The 22332-nt window shown below is 56.9% G+C and carries 21 protein-coding genes; 12 read left to right on the plus strand and 9 right to left on the minus strand.

What is annotated here, in order from left to right:
- The first annotated feature begins 68 nt into the window (after nucleotides 1-68).
- From CP97_RS15910 to CP97_RS05955, 3 genes are all read left to right on the plus strand, one after another.
- Nucleotides 69-359: a formate dehydrogenase subunit delta gene (locus tag CP97_RS15910; protein ID WP_227819698.1), complete on the plus strand. Its 291-nt coding sequence runs from the start codon at nucleotides 69-71 to the stop codon at nucleotides 357-359.
- Complete coding sequence (fdhD, locus tag CP97_RS05950) at nucleotides 322-1134, plus strand: formate dehydrogenase accessory sulfurtransferase FdhD (RefSeq protein WP_053106555.1); 813 nt, start codon at nucleotides 322-324, stop codon at nucleotides 1132-1134. The genes CP97_RS15910 and fdhD overlap by 38 nt, the downstream gene beginning before the upstream one ends.
- Before the next feature lie 240 nt (nucleotides 1135-1374).
- Nucleotides 1375-1959, plus strand: coding sequence for a protein-methionine-sulfoxide reductase heme-binding subunit MsrQ (locus CP97_RS05955; RefSeq protein WP_048885186.1), 585 nt, complete (start codon nucleotides 1375-1377; stop codon nucleotides 1957-1959).
- Here the strand turns inward: CP97_RS05955 and CP97_RS05960 are convergent.
- The gene (locus tag CP97_RS05960; protein ID WP_048885187.1) at nucleotides 1944-2468 is read right to left on the minus strand and encodes a ComEA family DNA-binding protein; all 525 of its coding nucleotides are present in this window, start codon (nucleotides 2466-2468) and stop codon (nucleotides 1944-1946) included. The genes CP97_RS05955 and CP97_RS05960 overlap by 16 nt on opposite strands.
- 127 nt (nucleotides 2469-2595) lie before the next feature.
- The gene (locus CP97_RS05965) at nucleotides 2596-3516 is read right to left on the minus strand and encodes a LysR family transcriptional regulator (RefSeq protein WP_335622389.1); all 921 of its coding nucleotides are present in this window, start codon (nucleotides 3514-3516) and stop codon (nucleotides 2596-2598) included.
- 70 nt (nucleotides 3517-3586) lie between these two features.
- Between CP97_RS05965 and CP97_RS05970 the strand changes: the two genes are divergently transcribed.
- Genes CP97_RS05970 through mmsB form a run of 3 tightly spaced genes read left to right on the plus strand, consistent with a single transcriptional unit; the run spans nucleotide 3587 to nucleotide 7126 of the window.
- On the plus strand, nucleotides 3587-5086 hold the full coding sequence (locus CP97_RS05970) for a CoA-acylating methylmalonate-semialdehyde dehydrogenase (protein WP_048886771.1): 1500 nt from the start codon (nucleotides 3587-3589) through the stop codon (nucleotides 5084-5086).
- Between the two features lie 43 nt (nucleotides 5087-5129).
- The gene (locus tag CP97_RS05975; RefSeq protein WP_048885189.1) at nucleotides 5130-6206 is read left to right on the plus strand and encodes an enoyl-CoA hydratase/isomerase family protein; all 1077 of its coding nucleotides are present in this window, start codon (nucleotides 5130-5132) and stop codon (nucleotides 6204-6206) included.
- A gap of 47 nt (nucleotides 6207-6253) precedes the next feature.
- The gene (gene mmsB / locus CP97_RS05980) at nucleotides 6254-7126 is read left to right on the plus strand and encodes a 3-hydroxyisobutyrate dehydrogenase (RefSeq protein WP_048885190.1); all 873 of its coding nucleotides are present in this window, start codon (nucleotides 6254-6256) and stop codon (nucleotides 7124-7126) included.
- A gap of 127 nt (nucleotides 7127-7253) precedes the next feature.
- Here the strand turns inward: mmsB and CP97_RS05985 are convergent, their stop codons facing one another.
- Nucleotides 7254-8888: a hypothetical protein gene (locus CP97_RS05985; protein ID WP_048885191.1), complete on the minus strand. Its 1635-nt coding sequence runs from the start codon at nucleotides 8886-8888 to the stop codon at nucleotides 7254-7256.
- Between CP97_RS05985 and CP97_RS05990 the strand changes: the two genes are divergently transcribed.
- Nucleotides 8860-9180, plus strand: a complete 321-nt coding sequence (locus tag CP97_RS05990) for a hypothetical protein (protein WP_149036427.1) — start codon at nucleotides 8860-8862, stop codon at nucleotides 9178-9180. The two genes, CP97_RS05985 and CP97_RS05990, sit on opposite strands and share 29 nt — an antisense overlap.
- Before the next feature lie 213 nt (nucleotides 9181-9393).
- On the opposite strand, the gene CP97_RS05995 is transcribed toward CP97_RS05990, so the two are convergent.
- The 4 genes from CP97_RS05995 to CP97_RS06010 all read right to left on the minus strand — a co-directional run bounded on the left by CP97_RS05995 (nucleotide 9394) and on the right by CP97_RS06010 (nucleotide 13289).
- Nucleotides 9394-10137, minus strand: coding sequence for a LuxR C-terminal-related transcriptional regulator (locus CP97_RS05995; protein ID WP_048885193.1), 744 nt, complete (start codon nucleotides 10135-10137; stop codon nucleotides 9394-9396).
- Nucleotides 10138-10470: 333 nt separating this feature from the next.
- The gene (locus CP97_RS06000) at nucleotides 10471-11163 is read right to left on the minus strand and encodes a PIG-L deacetylase family protein (protein WP_048885194.1); all 693 of its coding nucleotides are present in this window, start codon (nucleotides 11161-11163) and stop codon (nucleotides 10471-10473) included.
- Complete coding sequence (locus CP97_RS06005) at nucleotides 11164-12075, minus strand: methionyl-tRNA formyltransferase (RefSeq protein ID WP_063612374.1); 912 nt, start codon at nucleotides 12073-12075, stop codon at nucleotides 11164-11166.
- Nucleotides 12072-13289 (minus strand): glycosyltransferase family 4 protein, encoded by a 1218-nt coding sequence (locus tag CP97_RS06010; protein WP_048885195.1) that lies wholly within the window; start codon nucleotides 13287-13289, stop codon nucleotides 12072-12074. The genes CP97_RS06005 and CP97_RS06010 overlap by 4 nt, the downstream gene beginning before the upstream one ends.
- Nucleotides 13290-13681: 392 nt before the next feature.
- Between CP97_RS06010 and CP97_RS06015 the strand changes: the two genes are divergently transcribed.
- The 5 genes from CP97_RS06015 to CP97_RS06035 all read left to right on the plus strand — a co-directional run bounded on the left by CP97_RS06015 (nucleotide 13682) and on the right by CP97_RS06035 (nucleotide 19805).
- Nucleotides 13682-15778: a polysaccharide biosynthesis protein gene (locus CP97_RS06015; RefSeq protein ID WP_048885196.1), complete on the plus strand. Its 2097-nt coding sequence runs from the start codon at nucleotides 13682-13684 to the stop codon at nucleotides 15776-15778.
- Between the two features lie 13 nt (nucleotides 15779-15791).
- The gene (locus CP97_RS06020) at nucleotides 15792-16991 is read left to right on the plus strand and encodes a DegT/DnrJ/EryC1/StrS family aminotransferase (protein WP_048885197.1); all 1200 of its coding nucleotides are present in this window, start codon (nucleotides 15792-15794) and stop codon (nucleotides 16989-16991) included.
- A 38-nt stretch (nucleotides 16992-17029) separates the two neighbouring features.
- A complete protein-coding gene (locus CP97_RS06025; protein ID WP_227819699.1) occupies nucleotides 17030-17899 on the plus strand; it encodes a sulfotransferase family protein in 870 nt (289 codons plus the stop codon).
- Nucleotides 17900-18030: 131 nt separating this feature from the next.
- Nucleotides 18031-18570, plus strand: a complete 540-nt coding sequence (locus CP97_RS06030; RefSeq protein WP_161485447.1) for a polysaccharide biosynthesis/export family protein — start codon at nucleotides 18031-18033, stop codon at nucleotides 18568-18570.
- A gap of 41 nt (nucleotides 18571-18611) precedes the next feature.
- Nucleotides 18612-19805, plus strand: coding sequence for an outer membrane beta-barrel protein (locus CP97_RS06035; protein ID WP_161485448.1), 1194 nt, complete (start codon nucleotides 18612-18614; stop codon nucleotides 19803-19805).
- 8 nt (nucleotides 19806-19813) lie between these two features.
- Here CP97_RS06035 and CP97_RS06040 read toward each other — a convergent pair whose 3' ends face one another.
- Both CP97_RS06040 and CP97_RS06045 read right to left on the minus strand, forming a co-directional pair.
- Nucleotides 19814-20953, minus strand: a complete 1140-nt coding sequence (locus CP97_RS06040) for a glycosyltransferase family 4 protein (RefSeq protein WP_048885200.1) — start codon at nucleotides 20951-20953, stop codon at nucleotides 19814-19816.
- A gap of 8 nt (nucleotides 20954-20961) precedes the next feature.
- The gene (locus tag CP97_RS06045; RefSeq protein WP_082863738.1) at nucleotides 20962-22329 is read right to left on the minus strand and encodes a pectate lyase family protein; all 1368 of its coding nucleotides are present in this window, start codon (nucleotides 22327-22329) and stop codon (nucleotides 20962-20964) included.
- Between the last annotated feature and the right edge of the window lie 3 nt (nucleotides 22330-22332).

The raw sequence follows: 22332 nt of genomic DNA on the forward strand, positions 1-22332 counted from the left end.
ACCCGGCTGCGCAAGTTCCAGCATGAGCAGCCTGCTGCAAACACGCAGACCTACCGAGGAAAGGGACGGTGAGCGCGATTGGTGATGCAACTGTGCGAATGGCGAACCAGATTGCGCGTAACTTTGAATCAAGGGGTTCTGTCGCTGCGGTCTCTGCGACAGCAGACCACATACAAAGCTTCTGGGATCCGCGAATGAAGGTGACGGCGTTCGCGCTTGCCGAAAACGAAGGTAGCGGTTTTTCTCCCATCGCCAGAGATGCGATTCAGCAATTAGCGGCAGGTATAATACCGAAACCCCAATCTCACGCGACGGAGTTCAATGACGTTGACGAATCCGGCTCCACAGACGCTGGCTGATATCTTCGAAATCCGTCGCGATGGATCACGGAGCGTGGTTTCGCGCGAGTGGGTACTCGAGGTGCCGGTTGCGCTGGAATTCAACGGACTGACCTATGCCGTGATGATGGCCACCCCGACCGATTTGGAAGATTTCGCGCGTGGTTTTGCGCTGACTGAAGGTCTTGCTGCTAGTGCGCATGACTTAACCAGTATTGCCGTGGCAAAAGTCGAGCTTGGTTTCATCATCCGCACATCTCTGGAAGGTGTAGGGGTCGAGCAGCTATCCGAGCGGGTCCGAACGCGCGTTGCGGAATCTTCCTGCGGCCTGTGCGGTATCGAAAACCTTGAGGCTCTTGCAAAAGCTTTGCCCAAGGTGAGCACCCATGATCCGATAAGGCCAGACGCGGTCTTTGCAGGGATAGCTTCGTTGCGAGAACGCCAGACGTTGAACAAGCGAACACACGCTGCGCACGGGGCGGCGTTTTGTGACCCCTCCGGACAAATTCTGGTCATGCGGGAGGATGTTGGGCGACACAACGGAATCGACAAGCTTGTTGGCGCTGCGGCTGTAGCATCCTTCGATCCGGCAGACGGTTTCTTCGTCTCGACAGCACGCTGTTCATATGAAATCGTTGAGAAAGTTGTGAAAGCTGGGGGGACGTCGCTAGTCACAGTATCCTTGCCTACTACAATGGCCGTCGATCGGGCTACCGATGCCGGCCTGAGCCTTTATTGTCTGGCCCGTGACGACAGTTTTCTCGATCTGAGTGCGGATACGAAGAGTATCGATTAGGTGAGCTGGATAGGCAGGGTGAAGGCTCTGCCGTGAGCTGCAATTATCTCTTATGATCAAGCGATGGCCGGCGGGAAATGTCAGTAACTCGCGAACTCCCTGTCGATCGACCCTGCGAAGAAGGTCTCTCACGATAGACACGCAGCCGGGGGTGGAAAATCTTGAACGTCCCCCGCACCTGCACTGGCGCAGCGCGGAACAACGCATTAGCGTCCTCCCTCTGCTATATCCGGGGTGTGCATGAAAACCATATCGGCTTCGCGGCCACTGCTCTGGCTGGTTCTGGCTATACCCGGGCTATGGATTCTCTACCGCTGGATGTCGGTGCCGGAGAAATATGGCTATGGGCACGCTATCGGCGATAGCGGAGATTGGGCCGCGTGGCTGCTGATGCTCACGCTTGCGGTGACGCCAATCCGCCTCATGTTCAGGCGCCGCAGCTTTTCGACATGGCTTATGCGGCGCAGGCGCGATATCGGTGTGGCCAGCTTTGCCTACGCGGCTGGCCACACCGTAATCTATATTGTCAACAAGGCTGGCATCGCTGCAGTCTTTGCTGAGGTAAGCTCTCCGGACATGCTTGCCGGATGGCTTGCTTTTGCCTTGTTCGTGCCGCTTGCAGCAACATCAAATGATATGGCGACCCGCGCGTTGAAACGAACTTGGAAAAGACTGCACCGGCTGGTTTATCCGGCCGCAATCCTGACCTTCTTGCACTGGGTCCTTGCGGCCTTCGATCCGGCTACGGCCTATATCCATATTGCGATCATCACCGCGATCGAGCTTGTGCGGGTCTGGCTGCAGTGGCGTCAGAGAGTGACGTAATTGCGGAAGCGTGCAACCTCTTCCTCATCGACATATTTGCCGATTTCGCGGTTGAACTGGTTCATATCCGCATAGGGGCGATACTCCTCGAATTCATGGATCATGCGATCTGTCATGCCGGGGATCAGCGCAATTTCTTCGCTGCTGGCATCGTTCAGATTGACGGGCACAAACACGTTGACGAGGACGGCGGCTGCTTCTTCCTGCGACAGGGTTTCAAGCAATGTGGCGTTGAGCGCTGTCACATTGTCATAGGGCTGACCGGATACGATAGCTTCGGCCAGTTCGGGTGAGACGCCTTCAGTGCCGGCCAACTGCTCGGCAGTGGCAGTGTTTGCATCCACTACGGCGCCGCTGTCCGCTGTGTCCTGCATGACATCTTCTGCAGCATCGTCAGATCCAGCTACATCTTCTGCTGCCGGAGTCGCCGTGTCGTCGCTGGCATCGGAACAACCGGCCAAAACGAGAGCCGAGCCGGCCATTGCCGCTGCAAATGCAATCTTGCGCATATTGAAAACCTTCTTGTCTAGGGATGTTGGAAACCCGTATTACAGAATTTCAAGCTTGTTGCGAACCCCTCGCAAAAACTTATTTGACGTTGGGTCTGCGTGGCATGCAGCACAAGGGCAGGATGCCCTATTCCGCTCCTTTAAGACGTCCGCGCCCGGCTTTGACGCAATCTGCCAGCCATTCCATCCCGGCGCGTACGCGGGCAAGGTTCTGTGTATCGCGATGAGTAACCAGCCAGAAGCTGCGCGTGATTGCATAATCGGGACAGACAGATTGCAATTCATCTGTCTGACGGGCGATGAATCGTGGCAGCACGCCAATGCCTGCACCCTCCGCAATCAGTCGGTGCTGGGCGTTGATGCTGGATGACCGGATCTGCGCGGCGAGGCCGGAATGGAAATCATCAAGATAATTGAGTTCGGGCGCATAAAGCAGATCTGGCACATAGCTGATCAATGTGTGCTTCGTCGCCAGTTCGGCGGGTGATGATGGTTTGCCATTGCGGGCAAGGTAATCTGAACTTGCGTAGAGCATCAGCTGATAATCGGCGAGCTTGCTGCACAGGACAGGGCCAGCCTTTGGCCGCGACAGCATGACTGCAATATCCGCTTCGCGCCGTGACGGGCTGAGAAAGCCGCTATTGGCGACAAGTTCAATTACGAGATTAGGATGGTCGCGGGCAAACTCTTCGACATAGGGCGTCAGAAACTGGCTTCCGAAACCTTCCGAAACGCTGATGCGCAAACTGCCGGTAAGACCGGATTTGAGACTGGGTACTTCATCGATATGGCGCGCTGCCTCTGCCATGGCTTCTGCCTTCAGCATCAGCATCTCACCAGCTTCGGTAAGCGTCTGGCCTTCGCGCGTGCGCTCAAACAAGGTGACTTCCAGATGGCGTTCAAGCCGCCGCAGCCTGCGCCCGAGCGTGGTCGGATCAACCTTGAGGATGGCAGCAGCGCGGCTGATCTGGCCTGCGCGCGCAACGGCGTGGAAGACGCGGATATCGTTCCAGTTCATTTCCTGCATAATTGCAGGTGCTATCTGCAATATTGCGCCTTGTCTGCAATTTTATCAGATGCCACTGAGGACGAAAGAGAAATCAGAGGAGCCCAGGGCCATGCGACAGATCGATCACTTCATTTCAGGCGAAGCAGGTTCAGCCGGGACAGGGCGCACGCATAAGATCTGGAACCCATCGACGGGCGAAATCCAGGCAGAGGTGTCGCTGGGCGATGCAGCGTTGCTTGATCGCGCGATAGCCAATGCAAAGAAGGTCCAGCCCGAATGGGCGGCGACCAATCCGCAGCGCCGTGCAAGGGTGATGTTCAAGTTCAAGCAATTGCTCGAAGACAATATGCAGGAGCTGGCAGAATTGCTGGCATCCGAACATGGCAAGGTGGTAGATGATGCCAAGGGCGATGTGCAGCGCGGTCTGGAGGTGATCGAATATGCCTGCGGCATTCCGCAGGCGATGAAGGGTGAATATTCCAATAGTGCGGGGCCGGGCATCGATGTCTATTCGATGCGTCAGCCGTTGGGCATCGGAGCGGGCATCACTCCGTTCAACTTTCCTGCCATGATCCCCATGTGGATGTTTGGCATGGCAATCGCGGCGGGCAATGCCTTTATCCTGAAGCCATCCGAACGCGATCCGTCCGTGCCAGTGCGTCTGGCTGAGCTGTTTCTTGAGGCGGGCGCGCCAGAGGGACTGTTGCAGGTGGTTCATGGCGACAAGGAAATGGTCGATGCGATACTCGACCATCCCGATATCAGCGCCGTCAGCTTTGTCGGATCAAGCGATATTGCGCATTACGTTTACAATCGCGGCGTTGCTGCAGGCAAGCGCGTGCAGGCAATGGGCGGGGCCAAGAACCATGGCATCGTCATGCCCGACGCCGATCTCGATCAAGTAGTGAACGATCTGGCTGGCGCGGCTTTCGGCTCGGCGGGTGAACGCTGCATGGCGCTGCCTGTGGTGGTGCCAGTGGGCGAGGATACCGCAGAACGGCTGAAGGCCAAGCTGATCCCCGCGATCAACGCCCTGCGCGTGGGTGTCTCCAATGATCCGGAGGCGCATTACGGCCCGGTGGTGACGCCTGAACACAAGGCGCGGGTGGAACAGTGGATTGACACAGCAGAGGCCGAAGGCGGCGAGATCGTGATCGATGGGCGCGGCTTCAGCCTGCAGGGCCACGAGAAGGGCTTCTTCGTCGGGCCGACGCTGATTGACCATGTCACGCCCGAAATGGAAAGCTACAAGGAAGAGATATTCGGACCGGTCCTGCAGATCGTGCGGGCAAAGGATTTCGAGGACGCATTGCGACTGCCTTCAGATCATCAATATGGCAATGGCGTCGCCATCTTCACCCGCAATGGCCACGCTGCACGCGAATTTGCGCATCGGGTGAATGCTGGCATGGTTGGCATCAATGTGCCGATCCCTGTGCCGGTCGCCTACCACAGCTTTGGCGGGTGGAAGCGCTCCGGTTTTGGCGATGCCGATCAGTATGGCATGGAAGGCCTCAAATTCTGGACCAAGGCCAAGAAGGTCACCCAGCGCTGGCCCGATGGCGGCGGCGATGGTTCCAATGCCTTCCTCATTCCCACGATGGGGTAAACGCGATACTTCCGGCCAAATTGTTGCGGGTTTGAGGATAGCGATGATGACGACCCCCGAAGACGATCTGCATATTCGGGAGCAGGGGCGCACAGGGCGCCTCTCGCTCGACCGTCCCAAGGCTCTCCATGCACTGACGCTGGATATGTGCCATGACATGAGCGCTGCTCTGACGCGCTGGCGCGAAGACGATGCCATCGGTGCGGTGATAATCGACCATTATGACGGGCGCGGTTTTTGTGCTGGCGGCGACATCAACCTGCTACGAAATTCGGCATTGAACGATGGCGGCATCAGCGGCCGGCAATTCTTCCATGACGAGTATCAACTCAACCACCAGATCTTTACCTATCCCAAGCCGATCATCGCTTTCATGGACGGTATTACCATGGGTGGCGGGGTAGGGATCAGTCAGCCAGTGCGATACCGTGTTGCGACCCAGGCCACGCGCTTTGCCATGCCCGAAACGGGGATAGGCCTGTTTCCCGACGTGGGCGGCGGCTGGTACCTTTCCAGATTGGAAAACCGGCTGGGGCAATATCTGGCCGTGACAGGTGCAAGGCTGGATGGTTCCGAATGTGTTTGGGCGGGTCTGGCCACGCATTATATGGCGGCAGACCGGCTTGCCATTGCCAAACAGCGCATTGCCCAACATCCTGATCGTGTCGCCAGTATTCTTGCAGAGCTTTCTACGACTCCTCCAGAAGCGCGCATCGCGGCTCATGCCGATTATATCGGCCGCCACTTCGCGTCTGACCGTTATGAGGACATTCTCGCCAGCCTCCAACAGGATGGGAGCGACTGGGCATTTGCGCAGCTTGCGACTTTGGAGAGCAAGAGCCCGCAAACATGCAAGGTCGCCCTGCGCCAACTGGCAAATTCTGCCACGCTTGACGATTTTGCCGAGAATATGGCGATGGAATATCGCATTGCGAGCCGCGTGCTCACACTTCCGGACTTTGCCGAGGATGTGCGTGCCGCGATTGTCGAGAAAACTGGCGACCCGCAATGGAACCCAGCTACGTCCGAAGGGGTGACGGATGAACTGCTCGACAGCATTTTCGCGCCACTTCCTGATGATGAGGAATGGAAGCCATTGGCTGAGACGCAAGGCGATTGACCGCTTTATGCAGTTGAAACCGGAAGACGGAATTTGAGAGGACAGCTATGAAAATCGCATTTATCGGCCTTGGCAATATGGGCGGCGGAATGGCAGCAAATCTGGTCAAGGCGGGGCACGAAGTGCGCGCTTTCGACCTGAGCGAAGATGCTCTCGCGGCGAGCAGCGACAATGGCTGTGTTGCCTTCACCTCTGCCCGCGAGGCGTGCGACGGTGTCGACGCTATCGTTTCGATGTTGCCCAATGGCGAAATCGTCAAAGCGGCTTACTCCAATGATGTGTTCGGTGCCGCTCCGGCAGGGGCGATCCTGCTCGATTGTTCGACAATCGACGTGGCTAGCGCGCGCGAGATCAGTGCAGCGGCAAAGGCGCGAGGTTACGAGATGGTCGATGCGCCCGTTTCCGGCGGGATTGCCGCCGCAAATGGCGGCACGCTTACCTTTATGGTTGGCGGAACGGAGGAGGGCTTCAAAAGGGCTGAACCCGTGCTCGAAGCGATGAGCAAGGCTGTCATTCACGCAGGTGGGGCAGGGAATGGCCAGGCGGCCAAGATTTGCAATAACATGCTGCTCGCCATCCAGATGATCGGGACTTGTGAAGCATTCTCCATGGCACAAAAACTCGGCCTTGATCCCCAGACCTTTTATGACATCAGTTCGGTGAGTTCAGGACAGTGCTGGTCGATGACATCCTATTGTCCTGTGCCCGGCGTGGGGCCGCAATCTCCAGCGGATAATGATTACGAGGGCGGCTTTGCCACCGCATTGATGCTCAAGGACCTGCGCCTAGCTCTGGAAGCCGCCGATAGCGCGGGTGCCGATGTGGTCATGGGCGAAAAGGCTGCCGCGATTTATGAAAAGTTCGCAGAGGCGGGCAATGGCGGGCGGGACTTCTCCGCCTATTTCACCGAGCTTGGGTAAACGACGCCTGCGTCATCATCCGATAAAGCGGCGCGAATAGCGCCAGTATGAGCTCGGGAGGCAGCAACGGAGCGCTAAGCGCAATGACGAATGTCGTATTCGGCCCTCACTGCACAGCAGCGCAAAATCAGAACATCGGGCGTCCGCAATTATAGGCAGGGAGCGATCCTGACCCGGCGTTGTAAATGTCGACATATCGCTCATCATCACGGGCGAGGTGATTGAGATATTCCTCGATATTGGGATAGCCGTCACCATCGGCATCTGCATTGGCATCCCATACATTGGCATCGGTGTTCTGGAATTGATTTTCCCAATCATCAGGCATGCCGTCATTATCGGCATCGACCTTTGCCCTGCCTGTCGAACTTAACCGCGCAAACCCGCCAGACGCGGCGACTGTGGAAGTCCATGCACTTTCAAAAAGATAAGGTGCCCGATCGCAGCTGCGCACATCCTCTATGTACATTTCATCGACATTGTCGCGGCACGATCCATCGCGGCACCGCTCCGCCCCCGCAAATCCCAGCACGTTGCGCATTGCCTGCATCGGCGTTGAAATCATCCAGGATTCATATTGCAGACCGTTCACGCCCGGGGCGATCGCCGGGCTGCGGTTCTGGGCGACATTTACTCCGCTGACAGAGCAATTTTGTGCCCCACTCGCCGTCACGCCGCAAGCGGTGCCTGGCGAATTGCTAAAGATGCCCACTGCATTGCGGAACGGATCCGTCGTATTCTGGCCGAACTGGCCAGAAACGCGCGTTCGCGGAGTGACATTGTCCTTCATGTAAACATTAAATCCGCGCGCATAGCTGCCGCCCCTGGCGTATAGGGCGGGGAAGTAATTATTGACCGTCGGGGTGTATTGCGGTCCGCGGAAATAGACATTGCTGATGTAATTGACGAATGGGCTGCCAAACTGGTCCGACAGCAGCGCGCCTTCGTCGGTGATGTGATAGACCACATTGTTGAAAATGTCGGCCTGCATTGCAACGCCAGCCCTCTCAGGGTTGGTTCCTACCGCGAGATTCAACCCCCGCTCCACACCGTGCTGGCTGAGATTATAGGCGATGGTCACATTGCCGGCAGGTTTGAGGAAAAAGGTCTTGCAGTGCAGTGCAGAGGTGTGACCGGCATTGCGGCAGATATTCGGCCCGATGATGGACCATTGCACGGTGCAATTGGTGCATGCTGCCAGTTCGAGGCTTTCGTCAGTGCCAAACATTGAGGATACGTGATCAATAATCTGATGGCTGGAATTGTTGATGCGTATGGGATCGCCATTTATTGAAGTGCGCCCGGGATGTTCACCCAGCCTCGCGCGGACATGGCGCAAAATCATGTGATCCCCGCCGGTGCGAGTGTCGATCAGCGCATCGACCGGATTGTAATTTGAACCAAGGCGGAATTCTATGCCGCCCGGTGAAGATTGGCCGGCGATATAGATCTGGGGGGTTTTTATTTGGGCAGGCGATTGCAGAATGATCGCGCCGGATACTTCAAACAGGCAATATCGTGGCCGCCCCGCCGGTATCGAATAAGGCGAAGTAACCGACAACGCCTGTGCACATTCGCGATAAGTGATTTTGCCATCACCAGGATTGGCAGAATCCTCTAATGAGTTGATCTTGTAAACCACGGCATTGGCGGAACGGACACTGGCCGATCTGCCAAACCCGATCGCGGTCGGGAAAGCTATGGGATGCTTGACCCGATCAGGAATACCGCCATTGTCAGGATTGGCAAAGGCGCCAGCCACGCCGGCCGATGGGGTCGGCGTGGGTGTAGGCGATGATGTGGGCGATGGCGTGGGTGTTGGCGTTGGTGAAGTGGCAGAAGGTGCCGGTGCAGGGCTGCTTGAAGACCCTCCGCAACCGGTCAGCAATGCTAATGCGGTGACGATGGGAACAGAGCGGCACAACCGGAATTTCATCGGATCAATCTACCTGCAAAAACGGGAACACGCCTTGCCGCAGCGCCACGGCCATCGAACTCTTGAAGTACAATTGCTGGCGTTGCTGCCTCGCGCTTGCTTCCAAGTCTATTCGTAAAGGCCGCAATTGCGCTGAATAAAGCCGAGTTCCCGACGGACCGTGCCGAGCCTTCGTCAAAGTGTCGGTTTTTCCCCATTGGCCGGGATCTGATCCGGCACTGAGTGGCACCAGAGGTGCGTCAGTGACGAATCAGAACTGCCTTGTTTGAACGCTGCCGCGGTCGTCTACCTTGATCGGTGAGCGTTCTCGACAGTCCGGCGTTTATTCAGATCAGGCGAGCGCCACCTGCGGCTCTACCTCAGCGGTCAGCGGAATCGCTGGCTGCTCTGTGTCTGCCTGTGCCATGTGGCTTGGGACGATGCCGTTATTCACTGCCCAGATTGCCGCCTGCGTGCGGTTCTTCACCGAAAGCTTGCGCAAGGTTGCCTTGACGTGGACCTTGACCGTCGCCTCGCTGATTTCCATCCGGCGGGCGATGACCTTGTTGGCACAGCCCTGCACCAGACACCGCAATGTCTCTTTCTCACGCTCCGACAGCGAATCTGCAAGAACGGATCGCGTGACAGGTGCCAGCGCCGTGTTGCCCACAAAGCGTGGGAGGTAATCGACAAGTTGACTGGGCAGGACCTTCTCGCCCATCGCGACAAGGTGAAGCGATCCGACCAGTGAATGGCAGCCGATTTCCTTGAGGATGAAGCCGTCGACACCGCAGTGAAAAGCACTCACCATGAAATCCAGATCGAATTTGGCGGCAAGGACCACCACTTTACAACCCGGAATGGCACCCACCAGCTCCGAAATGCTTTGGCAGTCATGATCGGAATCGTCGATGTCGACGACTACCAGATCAGGGGCCTGCGCGTTTTCGACAAGGTCCTGAACATTCTCGCAGGCATCTACCTTGATGCCCTCGTCCATGAGAATTCTTTTCAGCCCTTCCCGAGCCAGCATATTGGAACAGATAAGAGAAAGTTTAAGCAAGACCTCTGTGGGCCTTTCCATCAATTCGCGCATTTTTTGCCCCCAAACAAACTGTTAGGTGATTAGAATGCGACCCCTGTTTTCGTTTTCCCTGCGTCGGAGAAGACGAGCAACATCAACCTGATGTTTCATGTTGCGTTGCACCATAGATAGCCCAAAATAGCCATAAAGTCGAGGTAACCACTCAGTTTTATAAAATATTTAGGAATTCCGGTGGGTTATCGTTCCAACAAAGTGATACTTTTGATCTGCCACAAGTCCAGGAAGCAAGGTTGATTCGCGTAAAGATCTGATCATACTTGTAAATTTGCGACAAATGCCACCAAAACGAATCGCTTTTTGAAGCTCCGGGCAGCACTGAGTCGATTACGCGCTGCGAACGATCTGGCGCACCAGCATGAAAGCCTCTGCTGCGCGCGCATGAACCGCTGACCCCCGCAAGGTTGCGAGTGCTTTCAAGGCTTCAATCGAACGTTCTTCCGGGAATGGCCTGACCTGGCTTTCAAAAGCAGCGAAGGCATCAAGCTTGCGACCCAGTGTCGCAGAGATGTCCACGAATACATTGGGCACAAAAGCTGGAGTGGTCGGTGCGGCAAACCAATTTGTCTCGGAAAGTGTCTCATAAGCCAGAATCTGGCAGGGAGCGTCATTATTACGCGGGCGCGCTGCCACCATTGCGGCGAGAAAAACAATTTGATGGTCGAGGTGAATATCCCCGATAAAGGGCAGCAGCAGCGTATCCGGGGCGATGTCGCCGATCAGCTCGGCAAATGCCGAATTGGTCTGCGCCGCTGGCAAAGTGTCAAGCGCGGCTGCCGGAAGCCCCATCTGCCGCGTGTCCCGCACACCCAATATGTGATGGGCCTTCTGCGTTTCCTGCATCACTCGCTCGACCTGCTCGGCCAGAAAAGCGGGCGGGTTGCCTTTGGTGGCGATGGCAATCGTGACATCCGCACCTTCATCCACCAGCCGTGCCAGCGTACCGCCGCAGCCCAGAACTTCGTCATCGGGATGGGGCGCGATTGCCAGAACTTTACCGAAATGGCCCAGAGTCTTCATTCAAGGAATGTCCCGCAAATATGAATGGAGCGGCGGCTTCTTGCCCGACTCGCTCTCCCAACTATCCACCTTCAAGAGGTGATCCGCGGTCTTGACCACGAAACCGCTGTCGTGATGCAGAACAATCTGGCCGGTGCCAGCATGATACAATTTTTCGCCATCTATCAGGCTGGCCTTCCAGATAGTCACCTTGTCCTTGCCGGAATAGCTGAAAGCGCCGGGATAGGGTTCACCCACGGCACGAACCAGCCTCTCTATATCGGCGGCTGGGCGGTGCCAGTCGATAAGACCGTCCGCAGCGGTGCGCTTTGTCGCCCATGTGGCATAGCGTTCATCCTGCGGTTGGCGCGGAAGATACCCCGAGGCCAGCTTCGCCAGGGTCCTGTCGAGCATGATGTGGAGCGCCATCTGGTGCCCATCATAAAGCGTACGTGCGGTTTCATCACTTGCGACATGGAAATAATGCTGATCTATCAAATCGCCATCATCAGCACCCTTGCCCAGCCAGAACAGCGATCCGGCGGTAATCTTTTCATCGAGTAGAATGGTCCATGCAAGCGGCGCCCTGCCGCGCAATCTTGGCAATGCGGCCGGATGGTAGCCGATGATCCGGTCTGGCGTGAGCTGCATGAATTCAGGCCCGCAGATTTGCGACCAGCCGATCACGAATATGAAATCGGCATCCACGTCCCTCATCGCAGCAAGACAATCAGGAGCATTGGCATTCTTCGTATGCAAAATCTGCGCGCCTGCTTCTTGCGCGACATGGTCAAGATCTACAAAATCGGAATGCCTCCCCGATGCTTCGGGCGGGAGCGTCACCACCAGTTCAAGCGACCAGCCTTGCGCGGCTGCTATACGCCGCGCGGCCAATTCTGTGCTGCCTACGGCGCCAAGCAGGATACACTTCAAAGTGATGGTCCCACTTCCTTGTTCTTGCCGACCACAGACATGGTGGGGGGTGCATCAGGGACGATTGACGATGCAGAGCGTTTCTGCACGCGATCAATCAAGCCCATTTCAGTGAGCAGGATGCGATTGACGAGACGCACGTCATAGCGCGTTTCGGCAATTGCGCGCGCGGCGTTACCCATCGAAATTACCAGTTCCGGCTGGTTTACAAAACGCATCATCGCCCCGGCCAGATCGGCTGCATCCATTGGCGCGACAAGAAAGCCGTTTTCGCCTTCTTCGATAGGGTCGCGGCAACCGGGCAAATCCGTAGTGATGACCGCGCGACCGCTCGAAAGTGCCTCCAATATCGTGCGAGGCAGACCTTCTCGGTAGAAGGATGGCAGCACGAAGACAGAGCATTTGCGCAGATAGGGCCGCACATCATCTGTCCCCGGCACAAATTCGACATCATCTTCGCCAAACAGTTTTTCGCAGCTTGCCTCGTCCAGACCTTCGGGATTTTCGTTTTCGCAACGACCCACAATGGTAAAGCTGCAATCCCCCCCCTGTGCGCGTACCATCCGCGACGCCTCGAGAAACTCCATGATGCCCTTGTTCTTCATTAGCCGGCCAATCAGCAGGAAATTCAGCTTTTCGGTTGGCGGCGTGGTATTGGCATAGCGATCGAGCGAAACGCCTGATCCGGGCACCTGCATCACATTCTGCTTTTCGGTCACAATGCCGAACCGGATCATGTCCGCGCGATCATCCGCGTTAAAGACAAATGTCGCGTGTGCCCGCCGCAATGCCTCTCTGTATAGAACGGAAATCACCCGGCGAAGCGGCGCGGGGAAGGTGGACTGCGGGCTGAAGACATGGCCCAGGCCGGACATCAATGCGTAAAATGGGCGACCGCCCGCAATACGCGCTGCAAGCCCACCATAGATGATCGGCTTTTGCGTATAGGCGAGAACTATGTCCGGCTTCTCCTGGCGCATCAAGCGCACATAATCTGCCAATAGCTTCAGATCTGCGAAAGGCGAGGTTCCCGTCCTGCTCATCGGCGTATGTGCAAAAGAGGCGCCCCAACTTTTCAGCCGCTGCTCGGTCACACTATCGCGGTCAGGCGCGCAGGCAGTGACCTGATGGCCAGCGCCAAGCATGGCCTGCAACAAGTCCCCGCGGAAATTTGTGAGCGAATAGGCGAGACTGGAGAGGACGAGGATCTTCATTCAAACGCTCTCCTGCAAGACTCTGAAAGCGCATTTGCCAAGCGGATTGTCCAACTTTCCGGTCCATTGCACATTTTTTGTCATTAGCCGCAAGGATGGACGCAGCCTCCGCCATCAGCAACCGCTGCAGAGGGTTATCACCCTAAAGAGATGCGAATGTTTCGCATGGTGAAAATTGGAAGTCATTGCGGCGTATTTTCGCAAGGAATTGTCGATTCTGGATTGTCCACTGCTGTCGGCAGCTGGAGTCTCACTAATCTGGCTAGTGTCTGCTTGCACAGGTGCATGGCGACGGCGGTGCTCATAATCTACGGCTTCGCACTGGCTGCTGCTGCCATATCGGTATCGGGGGCATGCGATCTTGTTTTGTAATTGCCCATGATCGGACGGAGATGAATGAATCTGCACACAGCTTTAGTCCAGACCCTGCCGGAAGCGGGGGAGAGGCGCATAATGACAATACGGATCCCGGCATGGAAAGCCATGCCCGCGACCTGCCCGAAAGGTCTTTCACCTTTCGTCAGCTGATCCGTCTTGCTGCGGTTTTCCTGATGGACTTTACCGCGGTTGCGCTGACCCTTTGCGTGGCCTTTTTGTTGAAGCAGGGTTTTCCATTTGGGGACTTTCTTTCGACAGCCGGCTTCGTGATCGGATTTGCGGCAATAGCATCTGCCTGCTTTGTCTTATCGGGACTGTATTCGAGAAGCTGGCGCTTCGTGAACTTCTCCCATTCAGTCTATCTGGGTGCGGTCGTTCTTGCTTCTCTGGCGCTTGCCTGGGCAGTCACCTTGTTCCTTCCTGCCCTGCGCGCGATGGGCAGCGAACTCATTCCCGTGACGATAGTGCATTGGGCGCTTGCCACCGTGAGCCTGCTCGGCATGCGCATGGCGCGGCGTGCATATTGTGAATGGCGCGACAGGCGTCAGGTGCATGGCACTGGCAGATCGCTGGCCGGACCTGTTCGCACTGCCATCGTGATTGCATCTTCGCAATGGGCGCGGGTATCCATCGATATGGCAAATACGCAGGAAACGTCATTGGTCAGGATCGCCGGCGTGCTTCTGCCCCAGCGTGACCATACTTTGCGTTCCATCAACAACGTGCCCGTGCTGGGTAGCCAGCATGACCTTGCCCAGGCTGTCGACCTGCTCAGCCGACAGGGCATTACTATCGAACATGTAGTGGTATGCGATGACGGTACCTATCTGGGTAATCGCGATATTACGCAGATCATCCATATGGGGCGCGAACTTGGCCTTGAAGTTTCACGTGTGCACGATCCCCTGGCCCAATTGCTGCAACATTCCTCCCATCGCGAGCATAAGAAGGTCCCGGTCGAGGCATTACTGGGCAGAAGCGAGTGTGACCTCGATAGCCAGGCTGTCTTGCGCCAGGTAGCCGGCAGCGTGGCGCTGGTGACAGGGGCTGGCGGAACGATTGGATCGGAGCTGTGCTGGCAGATCGCCGGAGTAGAGCCAGCAAAGCTGGTGCTCGTCGATAATAGCGAGTTCAATCTCTACACGATTGAAGCAAAGCTGCGCGAAAGCTTCCCTGATCTCGATATCGCGCCAGAAATCGTGGATGTGCGTGACAAGGCCAGCGTGAATAGACTGTTCAGTAAGCATAGTCCGTCCATGGTCTATCACGCAGCTGCACTTAAGCATGTGCCCATTGTGGAGGGTAATGCCTGTGCAGGGGCGATGACCAATATCATCGGCACACGTAATATTGCCGACGCAGTCTGCGAATATTCCGCCAAGGCGATGGTACAGGTTTCTTCCGACAAAGCAGTCAACCCCATCGGTGCGATGGGCGCGACCAAGCGGGTAGGCGAACTTTACAGTCAGGCGCTGGATTTGTGCGGCGTGGACGATCCCGATGCGCCGCGCTTCATGACGGTGCGGTTCGGTAATGTCCTCGGCTCAAGCGGATCCATCGTGCCGCTGTTCGAGCGCCAGTTGAAAGAAGGTAGGCCACTCACCGTCACCCACCCTGACATCGAACGCTATTTCATGACCGTGCGTGAGGCGGTGCAACTGATATTGCAAAGCAGCTCTGCCGCGTTGGAACAGGAAACGCGCCGCGGTTCCATCTTCGTTCTCGATATGGGCGATCCTGTCAGGATCGTTGATCTCGCACGACGCATGATCACGCTGTACGGGCTCGAACCGGAAGTGGATGTGCCGATTGAATTTGTCGGCCTGCGTCCCGGGGAAAAACTTTATGAAGAGCTTTTTGATGGATGCGAGGAACGGCTCCCGTCCGAAATCTCCGGCATTTTTGAAGCGCGGTCTCGTCCTATTCCATTGCCACTGATATCCATGGCGATCGATCGGCTCAATGATCTGGCAGCCGAAGGTGAGGACGAAGATGTAAAGCATCTCTCCCATTCCATCGCCCGCTATCCGGCAGGGGATGACAAGGCTGGTATATTGGCGTTGATACTGAACCTTACTCCCAGTATCCCGCAAGACCAACTCCATCACTGAAGGGGCTCTATTGATGCAACCAGATAAGGCCCAGTTGCAGGAACCCCTGATCCCCGTGGCGAGCAAATGGCCCCGTCACGAGCAGGATGAAATAGATGCGGTTACAAGGGTGCTTGCATCGGGCAAGGTCAATGGGCTGGTCCACGGGATTGAAACGGCAGCATTCGCACAGGAATTTGCCGAATTTACAGGTGCACAGCACGGCATTTGCATGGCCAATGGCACTGTCACGCTTGAAATAGGGCTGCGTGCACTCGGCATCGGCGCTGGTGACGAGGTGATCGTTCCTGCAAGAAGCTTCTTCGCCACCGTCAGCTGCGTATTGGCGGTCGGGGCAACACCTGTCTTTGCCGATATCGATGCTGTCAGCCAGAATATCGATCCCGCTTCTGTCGAGCAATTGATAGGCCCGAAGGTTCGTGCGGTGATCTGCGTGCATCTGGCTGGCTGGCCTTGCGACATGGCGCGGCTGACCAAGCTTTGCGAGGATCACGGCCTGTTTCTGGTGGAAGACTGCGCGCAGGCACATGGCGCCACGATCGATGGTCGCATGGCAGGCTCTTTCGGCGATATTGGTTCGATGTCCTTCTGTACGGACAAGATCATGTCAACAGGGGGCGAAGGTGGATTGCTGCTGGTGCGCAACCAGGATGTTTTCGAGCGTGCCTGGTCGCTGAAGGATCATGGCAAGAACCGCGCCCTGCTGACGGACGGCAAGGGAAAGGCTGGTCAGTTCCGCTTTATCCATGATAGCTGCGGTACCAATGCGCGCATGACAGAGATGCAGGCCGCCATCGGCCGCATCCAATTGCGCAAATTGCCTGACTGGTTGCGCACACGCCGCCGCAACGCTGCTTTGCTAACCGATCTGCTTAAGGATCATCCACTGGTTGATGCGCCGGCAGTGCCCGAAAGCGTGGAGCACGCGTGGTACAAATATTACCTGCTTCTCAAACCACATATTGCTTCGCCTGACGAAGTCCGGTCTAGCATTATTGCAGACCTTATCGCCATGGATATTCCCTGTGGGAGCGGGTCCTGCCCGGATATGAGTCAGGAGCTTGGAATAGCGTCCATGGCGCCGCGCAAGGATGGTGCGCTGGAAGGGGCAAACGCCGTTGGGGAACGCACCATCATGCTGCCGATAGATCATACGCTGGAAAGCGATGCTATCCAGGCAATGGCAGAGGCCTTGTGGGCAATTGCGGGATGATTGCGCCGGAGAACCCTGACTGGCAGCCACAATTCATAATGACTGGCGCGGTCAAGGCGGCGACGACATGGATTCAGGCACAATTGCAGGCCAATCCCGACGTTTACTTACCCGACCCAGAACCGCATTTTTTCAGCCAAAGTTTTGACGAGGGGAAGCAGTATTATCGGCGCTTCTTTGACCATGCCCCCAAAGGCGCGATCATCGGCGAGAAATCGGCAGATTATCTTGCCCATGAAAAGGCGCCGGCACGCATCGCAGCCTTGCTGCCGGACGTCCGGCTGGTGGCGCAACTGCGCGATCCGGTGAAGCGCGCCTATTCCGATTACAAAATGTTTTTCCGCCGCGGATGGGTCAGCGGCACGCCCGAGGAATACCTCACCAGCCTCGACAATCCGCATCCGCGATTCTTGCAGGACGGGCTGTATGGCAGACACCTTCGGCGCTGGCTCGATCACTTTCCGAGAGAAGCGCTATTGCTGCTTAAGTTCGAAGACATTGCCACAAATCAGCGCGCTGTCATCGAAAAAGTATCGCGCCATATCGGCGCAGAACCGTATTATGACGAAGCACTTGCCGCGCGAAAGCAGAACAATAGTGCGGAACGCTTTCTGCCGCTGCCAATGCGCAAGGCGCTCGCCCCGTTCAAGAGTTACGTCAAGCCGCTGCGGGGGAACGCGTTTTTTGAATATGTCAGGAGCAAAATCGCTTCTGAGATCGAATATCCCAAACTGTCTCCTGAACTGGAGCGGCGACTGCGCGAATTCTATCGTCAGGATCTCGAGCAACTTGAGAACATCCTCGGCTGCGATTTGACGCGCTGGAGAGAGGCACCGGTGACTGATGAGGAAGGCAACCTATCCAAAAGTGGTGCCTTGCGACCGGAAGAGTTATACGACCTATCGTGAAAACAGGCACTTCACCATAATTGCAGCCCGCCATGCCAAGGTATTCACTAAGCTGGCGGCTATCCAGACGATGATAAAATGCGGGGGAAATCGCAATGGACAGGTTACTAAAACGATTCACAAGGGCATTCTTGCCGCTTATTTTTTGCGGCCTGCTGGCAGCTTGCTCCAGCGGCCTTGATGGCCTTCCGCCGCTCAGTTCCGCCTCTTCGGATTATGTGCTCCAGCCGGGCGACAAGCTGGAAATCGGCGTGCAGAGCATTACCGATGCCACTGGTACCTATGAACTCGACGGTAATGGCAAGGTGTCTCTTCCATTGCTGCAGGACCTGCAATTGGGCGGTCTAACACTAAGGGCAGCAGAGCGTGCGATTGCTGACGGCTATCGTGAAGGTGGGATGCTCAACAATCCGGTCGTGACCGTTCAGCCCGCCGAGCTGCGTCCCTTCTATGTCATTGGCGAAGTAAACAGGCCGGGCGAATATCCCTATCGCCAGGGCATGACGATCTTGTCTGCAGTCGCGGCAGCAGGCGGATACACCTATCGCGCGCATGAGCGTGAAGTGGAAGTTGTCCGCTCAGTCGATGGCCGGGACGTAAGGATGCGGGCCGGAGAGGACGTGACGATTCAGCCAGGCGACCGCATCCGCATTTACGAACGTTGGTTCTGACAATGCGGTTGAGATATCTGCTAGCGTCCGCCAGCTGCGGCTTGCTGATAGCATCGCCCGCCCAATTCGCCTTTGCTCAGGAGATCGGATCGACTGCGCCATCGGTTCGCGGTGATGACCCCGAATATGAAGCCAGAAATGCTGAATTTGGCGGTTTGCGTCTGGCTGCTGGCGGTGAAGCGCGGATTGAATACGACGACAATGTTTTCGCGCAACCCGATTCCACCACTTCCGATGCGATATTGCGGTTCAATCCCTATGTCGAACTTAGCCGGAGCGGCGGCCGCCTGTCGGCGCGTTTGCGCGGGGCGCTGGATGTAAGGCGATATCTCGACGAAACTTCGGAAGATGCCGAGGCAGGCATTCTTTCGCTGGAGCCGACATTGGCACTGGGACAGGGCGGAACGCTGTCCGGCATCGCTTCGTGGGAACGATCCGTGGAAAATCGCGGGGATCCCGAGGCGCGCAGCCTGCTGGGCATAGGGCCGCGCCGCTATGACGTATTCACCGGCGGTGTGCGATACAATCGTCAGGGCGCCCGCATTATGTTGAATGCCGAAATGAACGCGCAAAAGATCGATGCATTGAGTGCGCTGGACGCCGATCGCGACTATTCGACCTGGTTTGGCCAGGCGGGTGTTGGCTTCAGGCCGGGCGGCGCGTTCTATCTTACAGCAACGGCGTTCGGGAATCACCGCGATTTCCGCTTGGACGATATTCTGACAGGGGCGAGCCGCGATAGCTCTACTTACGGCGGCAGACTTGGCGTTCAATTCACCGATGGCGGCCTGTTCGAAGGGCGCTTGGGAGCAGGTGTTTTCCAGCTGGACTTCGACGATCCGCTCGCTCCGTCCCGCACCGGCTTCTCTCTTGACGGCTATGTTACCTATCGCCCGACAAGGCGTTCAGCGCTCTCTGTCAATCTGTTCAATGGCGACGTGGCTTCGTTTCGTAGCGGCGCGACAGCCCGCACCGATACGCGCATAGGCGTGCGCTATGAACAGGAAATACGCCATAACGTTCTGGGTCATCTGACCGCGGGTTTCCAAAAATCCGATTATTTCGGATCGGGTACGACGGAAGAGACTTGGCGGCTGGGTGCTGCCGTCGAATATATCGTCAGCCGCAATATCTCGTTGGTCGCCAACGTCCGATATGGGGACCGTGCCAGCGACCTTGCATTCGAAAATTTCGAGCGCTTCGGGGCAGGTCTGGGCGTTCGCGTGCGGTTCTAGATGCAGGCTTACTTCACCAGTTCGGCATAGACCGCTTCAACCTGGCTGACGTGCCGTTCGCTTGAAAAGCGGGTAATCGAAGTTTGCTTGGCATCGCGTATCATGGCGCTGCGGCGGGGATCATCTGTCATCAGATCAATCGCAGCCCGCGCCATGGCCTTGGCATCGCCAGGAGGCACCAGAATGCCGTAATTGGGGTCCAGCGCCTCCGGATTGCCACCTGATCTTGCCGCAATGACCGGCGTTTCCACCAGCATGGCTTCCACCAGAGTCCGCCCCAATGGCTCACCCACTGCTGGCACCAGCAACAGATCACAGGCGGCAATCCAGTCCAGACCCGGACTGCGATAGCCCATCAGTCGCACCTGTCCATCCGCTGCATCCCTTGCAATACGCGCTTCCAGATCTGCCATCATTCTATCATCGGGCGCTTCGCCGAATAGCAGGCCAATGACCGGACGCTGCGAGATCCGATTGCATTCCAGGACAGCATCGATGAAGGCTTGGGGCCGCTTGCGATCGATGAACAGTCCGAAGTATCCGCATAGGATAGCGTCCTCATCGCAGCCAAGTTCCTCTACCAGCTTTGCGCGCATCGTGGGGCGATCGACCACGCGATCGACTTCAAAGGGACTGTGAATGACACTGGCATCGCGCAGCGCACCCCACCGCCTGACGGGAAGCGCGAAGTTGGAAACGGCCACGATCTTATCTGCCAGCAGGGGTGCTACCAAACGGATTCCGCGCACTTCGGGGTCGCTTCGGTGATGCCATAGCAGCGTCTTGCCGGCCAGTTTTGCGGCAAGGCTCCATGCCGCATGGCTTTGCCCGTCATTGGTGTGGACGATATCGACACCCTCTTCACGCAAGATACGGACATATCGGGGCAGGGCAGGAAGCACGCGCAGCGCCCTGAGTAAGCCAAATTTCCTGTCTTGCTTGAACTTGCCTGCTGGCGCTGCGGCGTCGATGATCTGCTCATACCCCTCAAAGAATCGGGACACCACACCGTCAGCCTTGTCGCAGACGATCAGAATGCGGTATTTGTCGGCAGGAAGCTGATCCAGCAGGCCCTTGAGGGAGACATGGCTGCCGCCAAGGCTATCGCCGAGCAGCGGGCAGCAGATGGTAATGCGATTTTCTGACATAGTTTCAATCAATTGTGTGCAGCGCCGGACTGTATGGTAGCCTCTCTTGCGCTCAGGAAGTCTTCAAAGTCGGCGAAGCCATTGCCATCGACATCTGCCCACGGATCGATGCTGGCAGGATCATTGCCATGCTGCGTTTCCCAAGCATCGTCCATTCCATCAGCATCGGCATCGGCATATGGTGCGACAGCATCCGCCTGCACCAGCGGCGAAGGCGCACGCCCGATGCGTCCGCCGCGCCCGTCGATTTCCTGCATGAGCTGGCTGTCGAAGGCATCATGGGGCCAGGTCCCGGCGCTGCCCCGCAAATGCGCAAGCAGACCAGCGGAGGGGCGCGGTGTTACGGTGAGGGGGCAGGGCGGAGTATCGACAAGTATGTCTGCAACTTCGGGGGCGATGTGGGTAAAATCGCCTTCGAAACCATTATCCCAAAGATAGGCTTCCCCGTCGCCCGTGGCAGCAATGCCAGCGCGCACGATGCCGATTGCGGCACCATGTGTATCCGGCCCGGCAAGAAACACATTCCCTACCAGCGAGATGGGCGAGCCGCCTTCGCTCTCCCAGATTTCCGCGAATTCGGACTGCGCATTGTAGAAAAGATTGTTGACCACCTCCACGCAGGATTCGGGCGGGAAATTTATGTCCGGATTGCGATCCCCATTATGGGCGCAGATATTGCCGATGAAGCTGAGATTCTGTGGCCCATCAGGATCGCTGGCGAGCAGGGCGCATTTGTCATGGCGCGGTACGCCGGCCGCGAAAATGGAATTGCTGATCGTGATTGCATCATTATCAGCAAAACCGTTCACCAGTTCATCGCGCGCCCAGCTTACGCTGAGATGATCGAGGATCACGCGTTCGCTGTTCTCGATGGTGACACCGTCTTCGGAGCCTTGCTCATTGCCTGAAATGTCAGGGCGGATGCGAATGTGTCGAACAATGACATCATGCGTCCCTTTGATGACCAACGGCGTGCGGCCCTCTGCTCCGCCCGAATGCGCCAGCGTTATCCCGCCACCGGGGGCAGTTTGTCCCGCAATGGTGATATAGGGGTTGGTGATGTACGGCGGACGCGCGCTGAAGCGGATGACGCCATTTACACGAAACACACATATGCGGGGACCAGTTTCCTCTATGCATGCCCTCAGCGAGCCGGCTCCGTTGTCCGCAAGGGTAGTGACGGCAATAATCCTGCCACCGTGCCCGCCCCGGCTGGCGGCGCCATGGCCGATGGCGCCCGGAAACACTCCCGCCTCAACATTTTGCGCCACGACGGGCGGTTCTGCACTCTGCTGGGCAAGGCCGGTCCCCGAAGGCAGAGAACATGCTGCGATGACAACCGGCAGGATAGCGGCAAGGCGTCGTAGCTGTGTCAAGAA

Origin of the sequence: Aurantiacibacter atlanticus (genome assembly GCF_001077815.2) — a bacterium.
Classification (GTDB): Bacteria; Pseudomonadota; Alphaproteobacteria; order Sphingomonadales; family Sphingomonadaceae; genus Alteraurantiacibacter; species Alteraurantiacibacter atlanticus.

Coding starts and splice junctions, on each gene's coding strand:
- fdhD (WP_053106555.1), top strand. CDS start 322: ATGACGTTGACGAATCCGGCTCCACAGACGCTGGCTGATATCTTCGAA.
- CP97_RS05955 (WP_048885186.1), top strand. CDS start 1,375: ATGAAAACCATATCGGCTTCGCGGCCACTGCTCTGGCTGGTTCTGGCT.
- CP97_RS05960 (WP_048885187.1), bottom strand. CDS start 2,468: ATGCGCAAGATTGCATTTGCAGCGGCAATGGCCGGCTCGGCTCTCGTT.
- CP97_RS05970 (WP_048886771.1), top strand. CDS start 3,587: ATGCGACAGATCGATCACTTCATTTCAGGCGAAGCAGGTTCAGCCGGG.
- CP97_RS05975 (WP_048885189.1), top strand. CDS start 5,130: ATGATGACGACCCCCGAAGACGATCTGCATATTCGGGAGCAGGGGCGC.
- mmsB (WP_048885190.1), top strand. CDS start 6,254: ATGAAAATCGCATTTATCGGCCTTGGCAATATGGGCGGCGGAATGGCA.
- CP97_RS05995 (WP_048885193.1), bottom strand. CDS start 10,137: ATGCGCGAATTGATGGAAAGGCCCACAGAGGTCTTGCTTAAACTTTCT.
- CP97_RS06000 (WP_048885194.1), bottom strand. CDS start 11,163: ATGAAGACTCTGGGCCATTTCGGTAAAGTTCTGGCAATCGCGCCCCAT.
- CP97_RS06010 (WP_048885195.1), bottom strand. CDS start 13,289: ATGAAGATCCTCGTCCTCTCCAGTCTCGCCTATTCGCTCACAAATTTC.
- CP97_RS06015 (WP_048885196.1), top strand. CDS start 13,682: ATGAATGAATCTGCACACAGCTTTAGTCCAGACCCTGCCGGAAGCGGG.
- CP97_RS06020 (WP_048885197.1), top strand. CDS start 15,792: ATGCAACCAGATAAGGCCCAGTTGCAGGAACCCCTGATCCCCGTGGCG.
- CP97_RS06025 (WP_227819699.1), top strand. CDS start 17,030: ATGACTGGCGCGGTCAAGGCGGCGACGACATGGATTCAGGCACAATTG.
- CP97_RS06040 (WP_048885200.1), bottom strand. CDS start 20,953: ATGTCAGAAAATCGCATTACCATCTGCTGCCCGCTGCTCGGCGATAGC.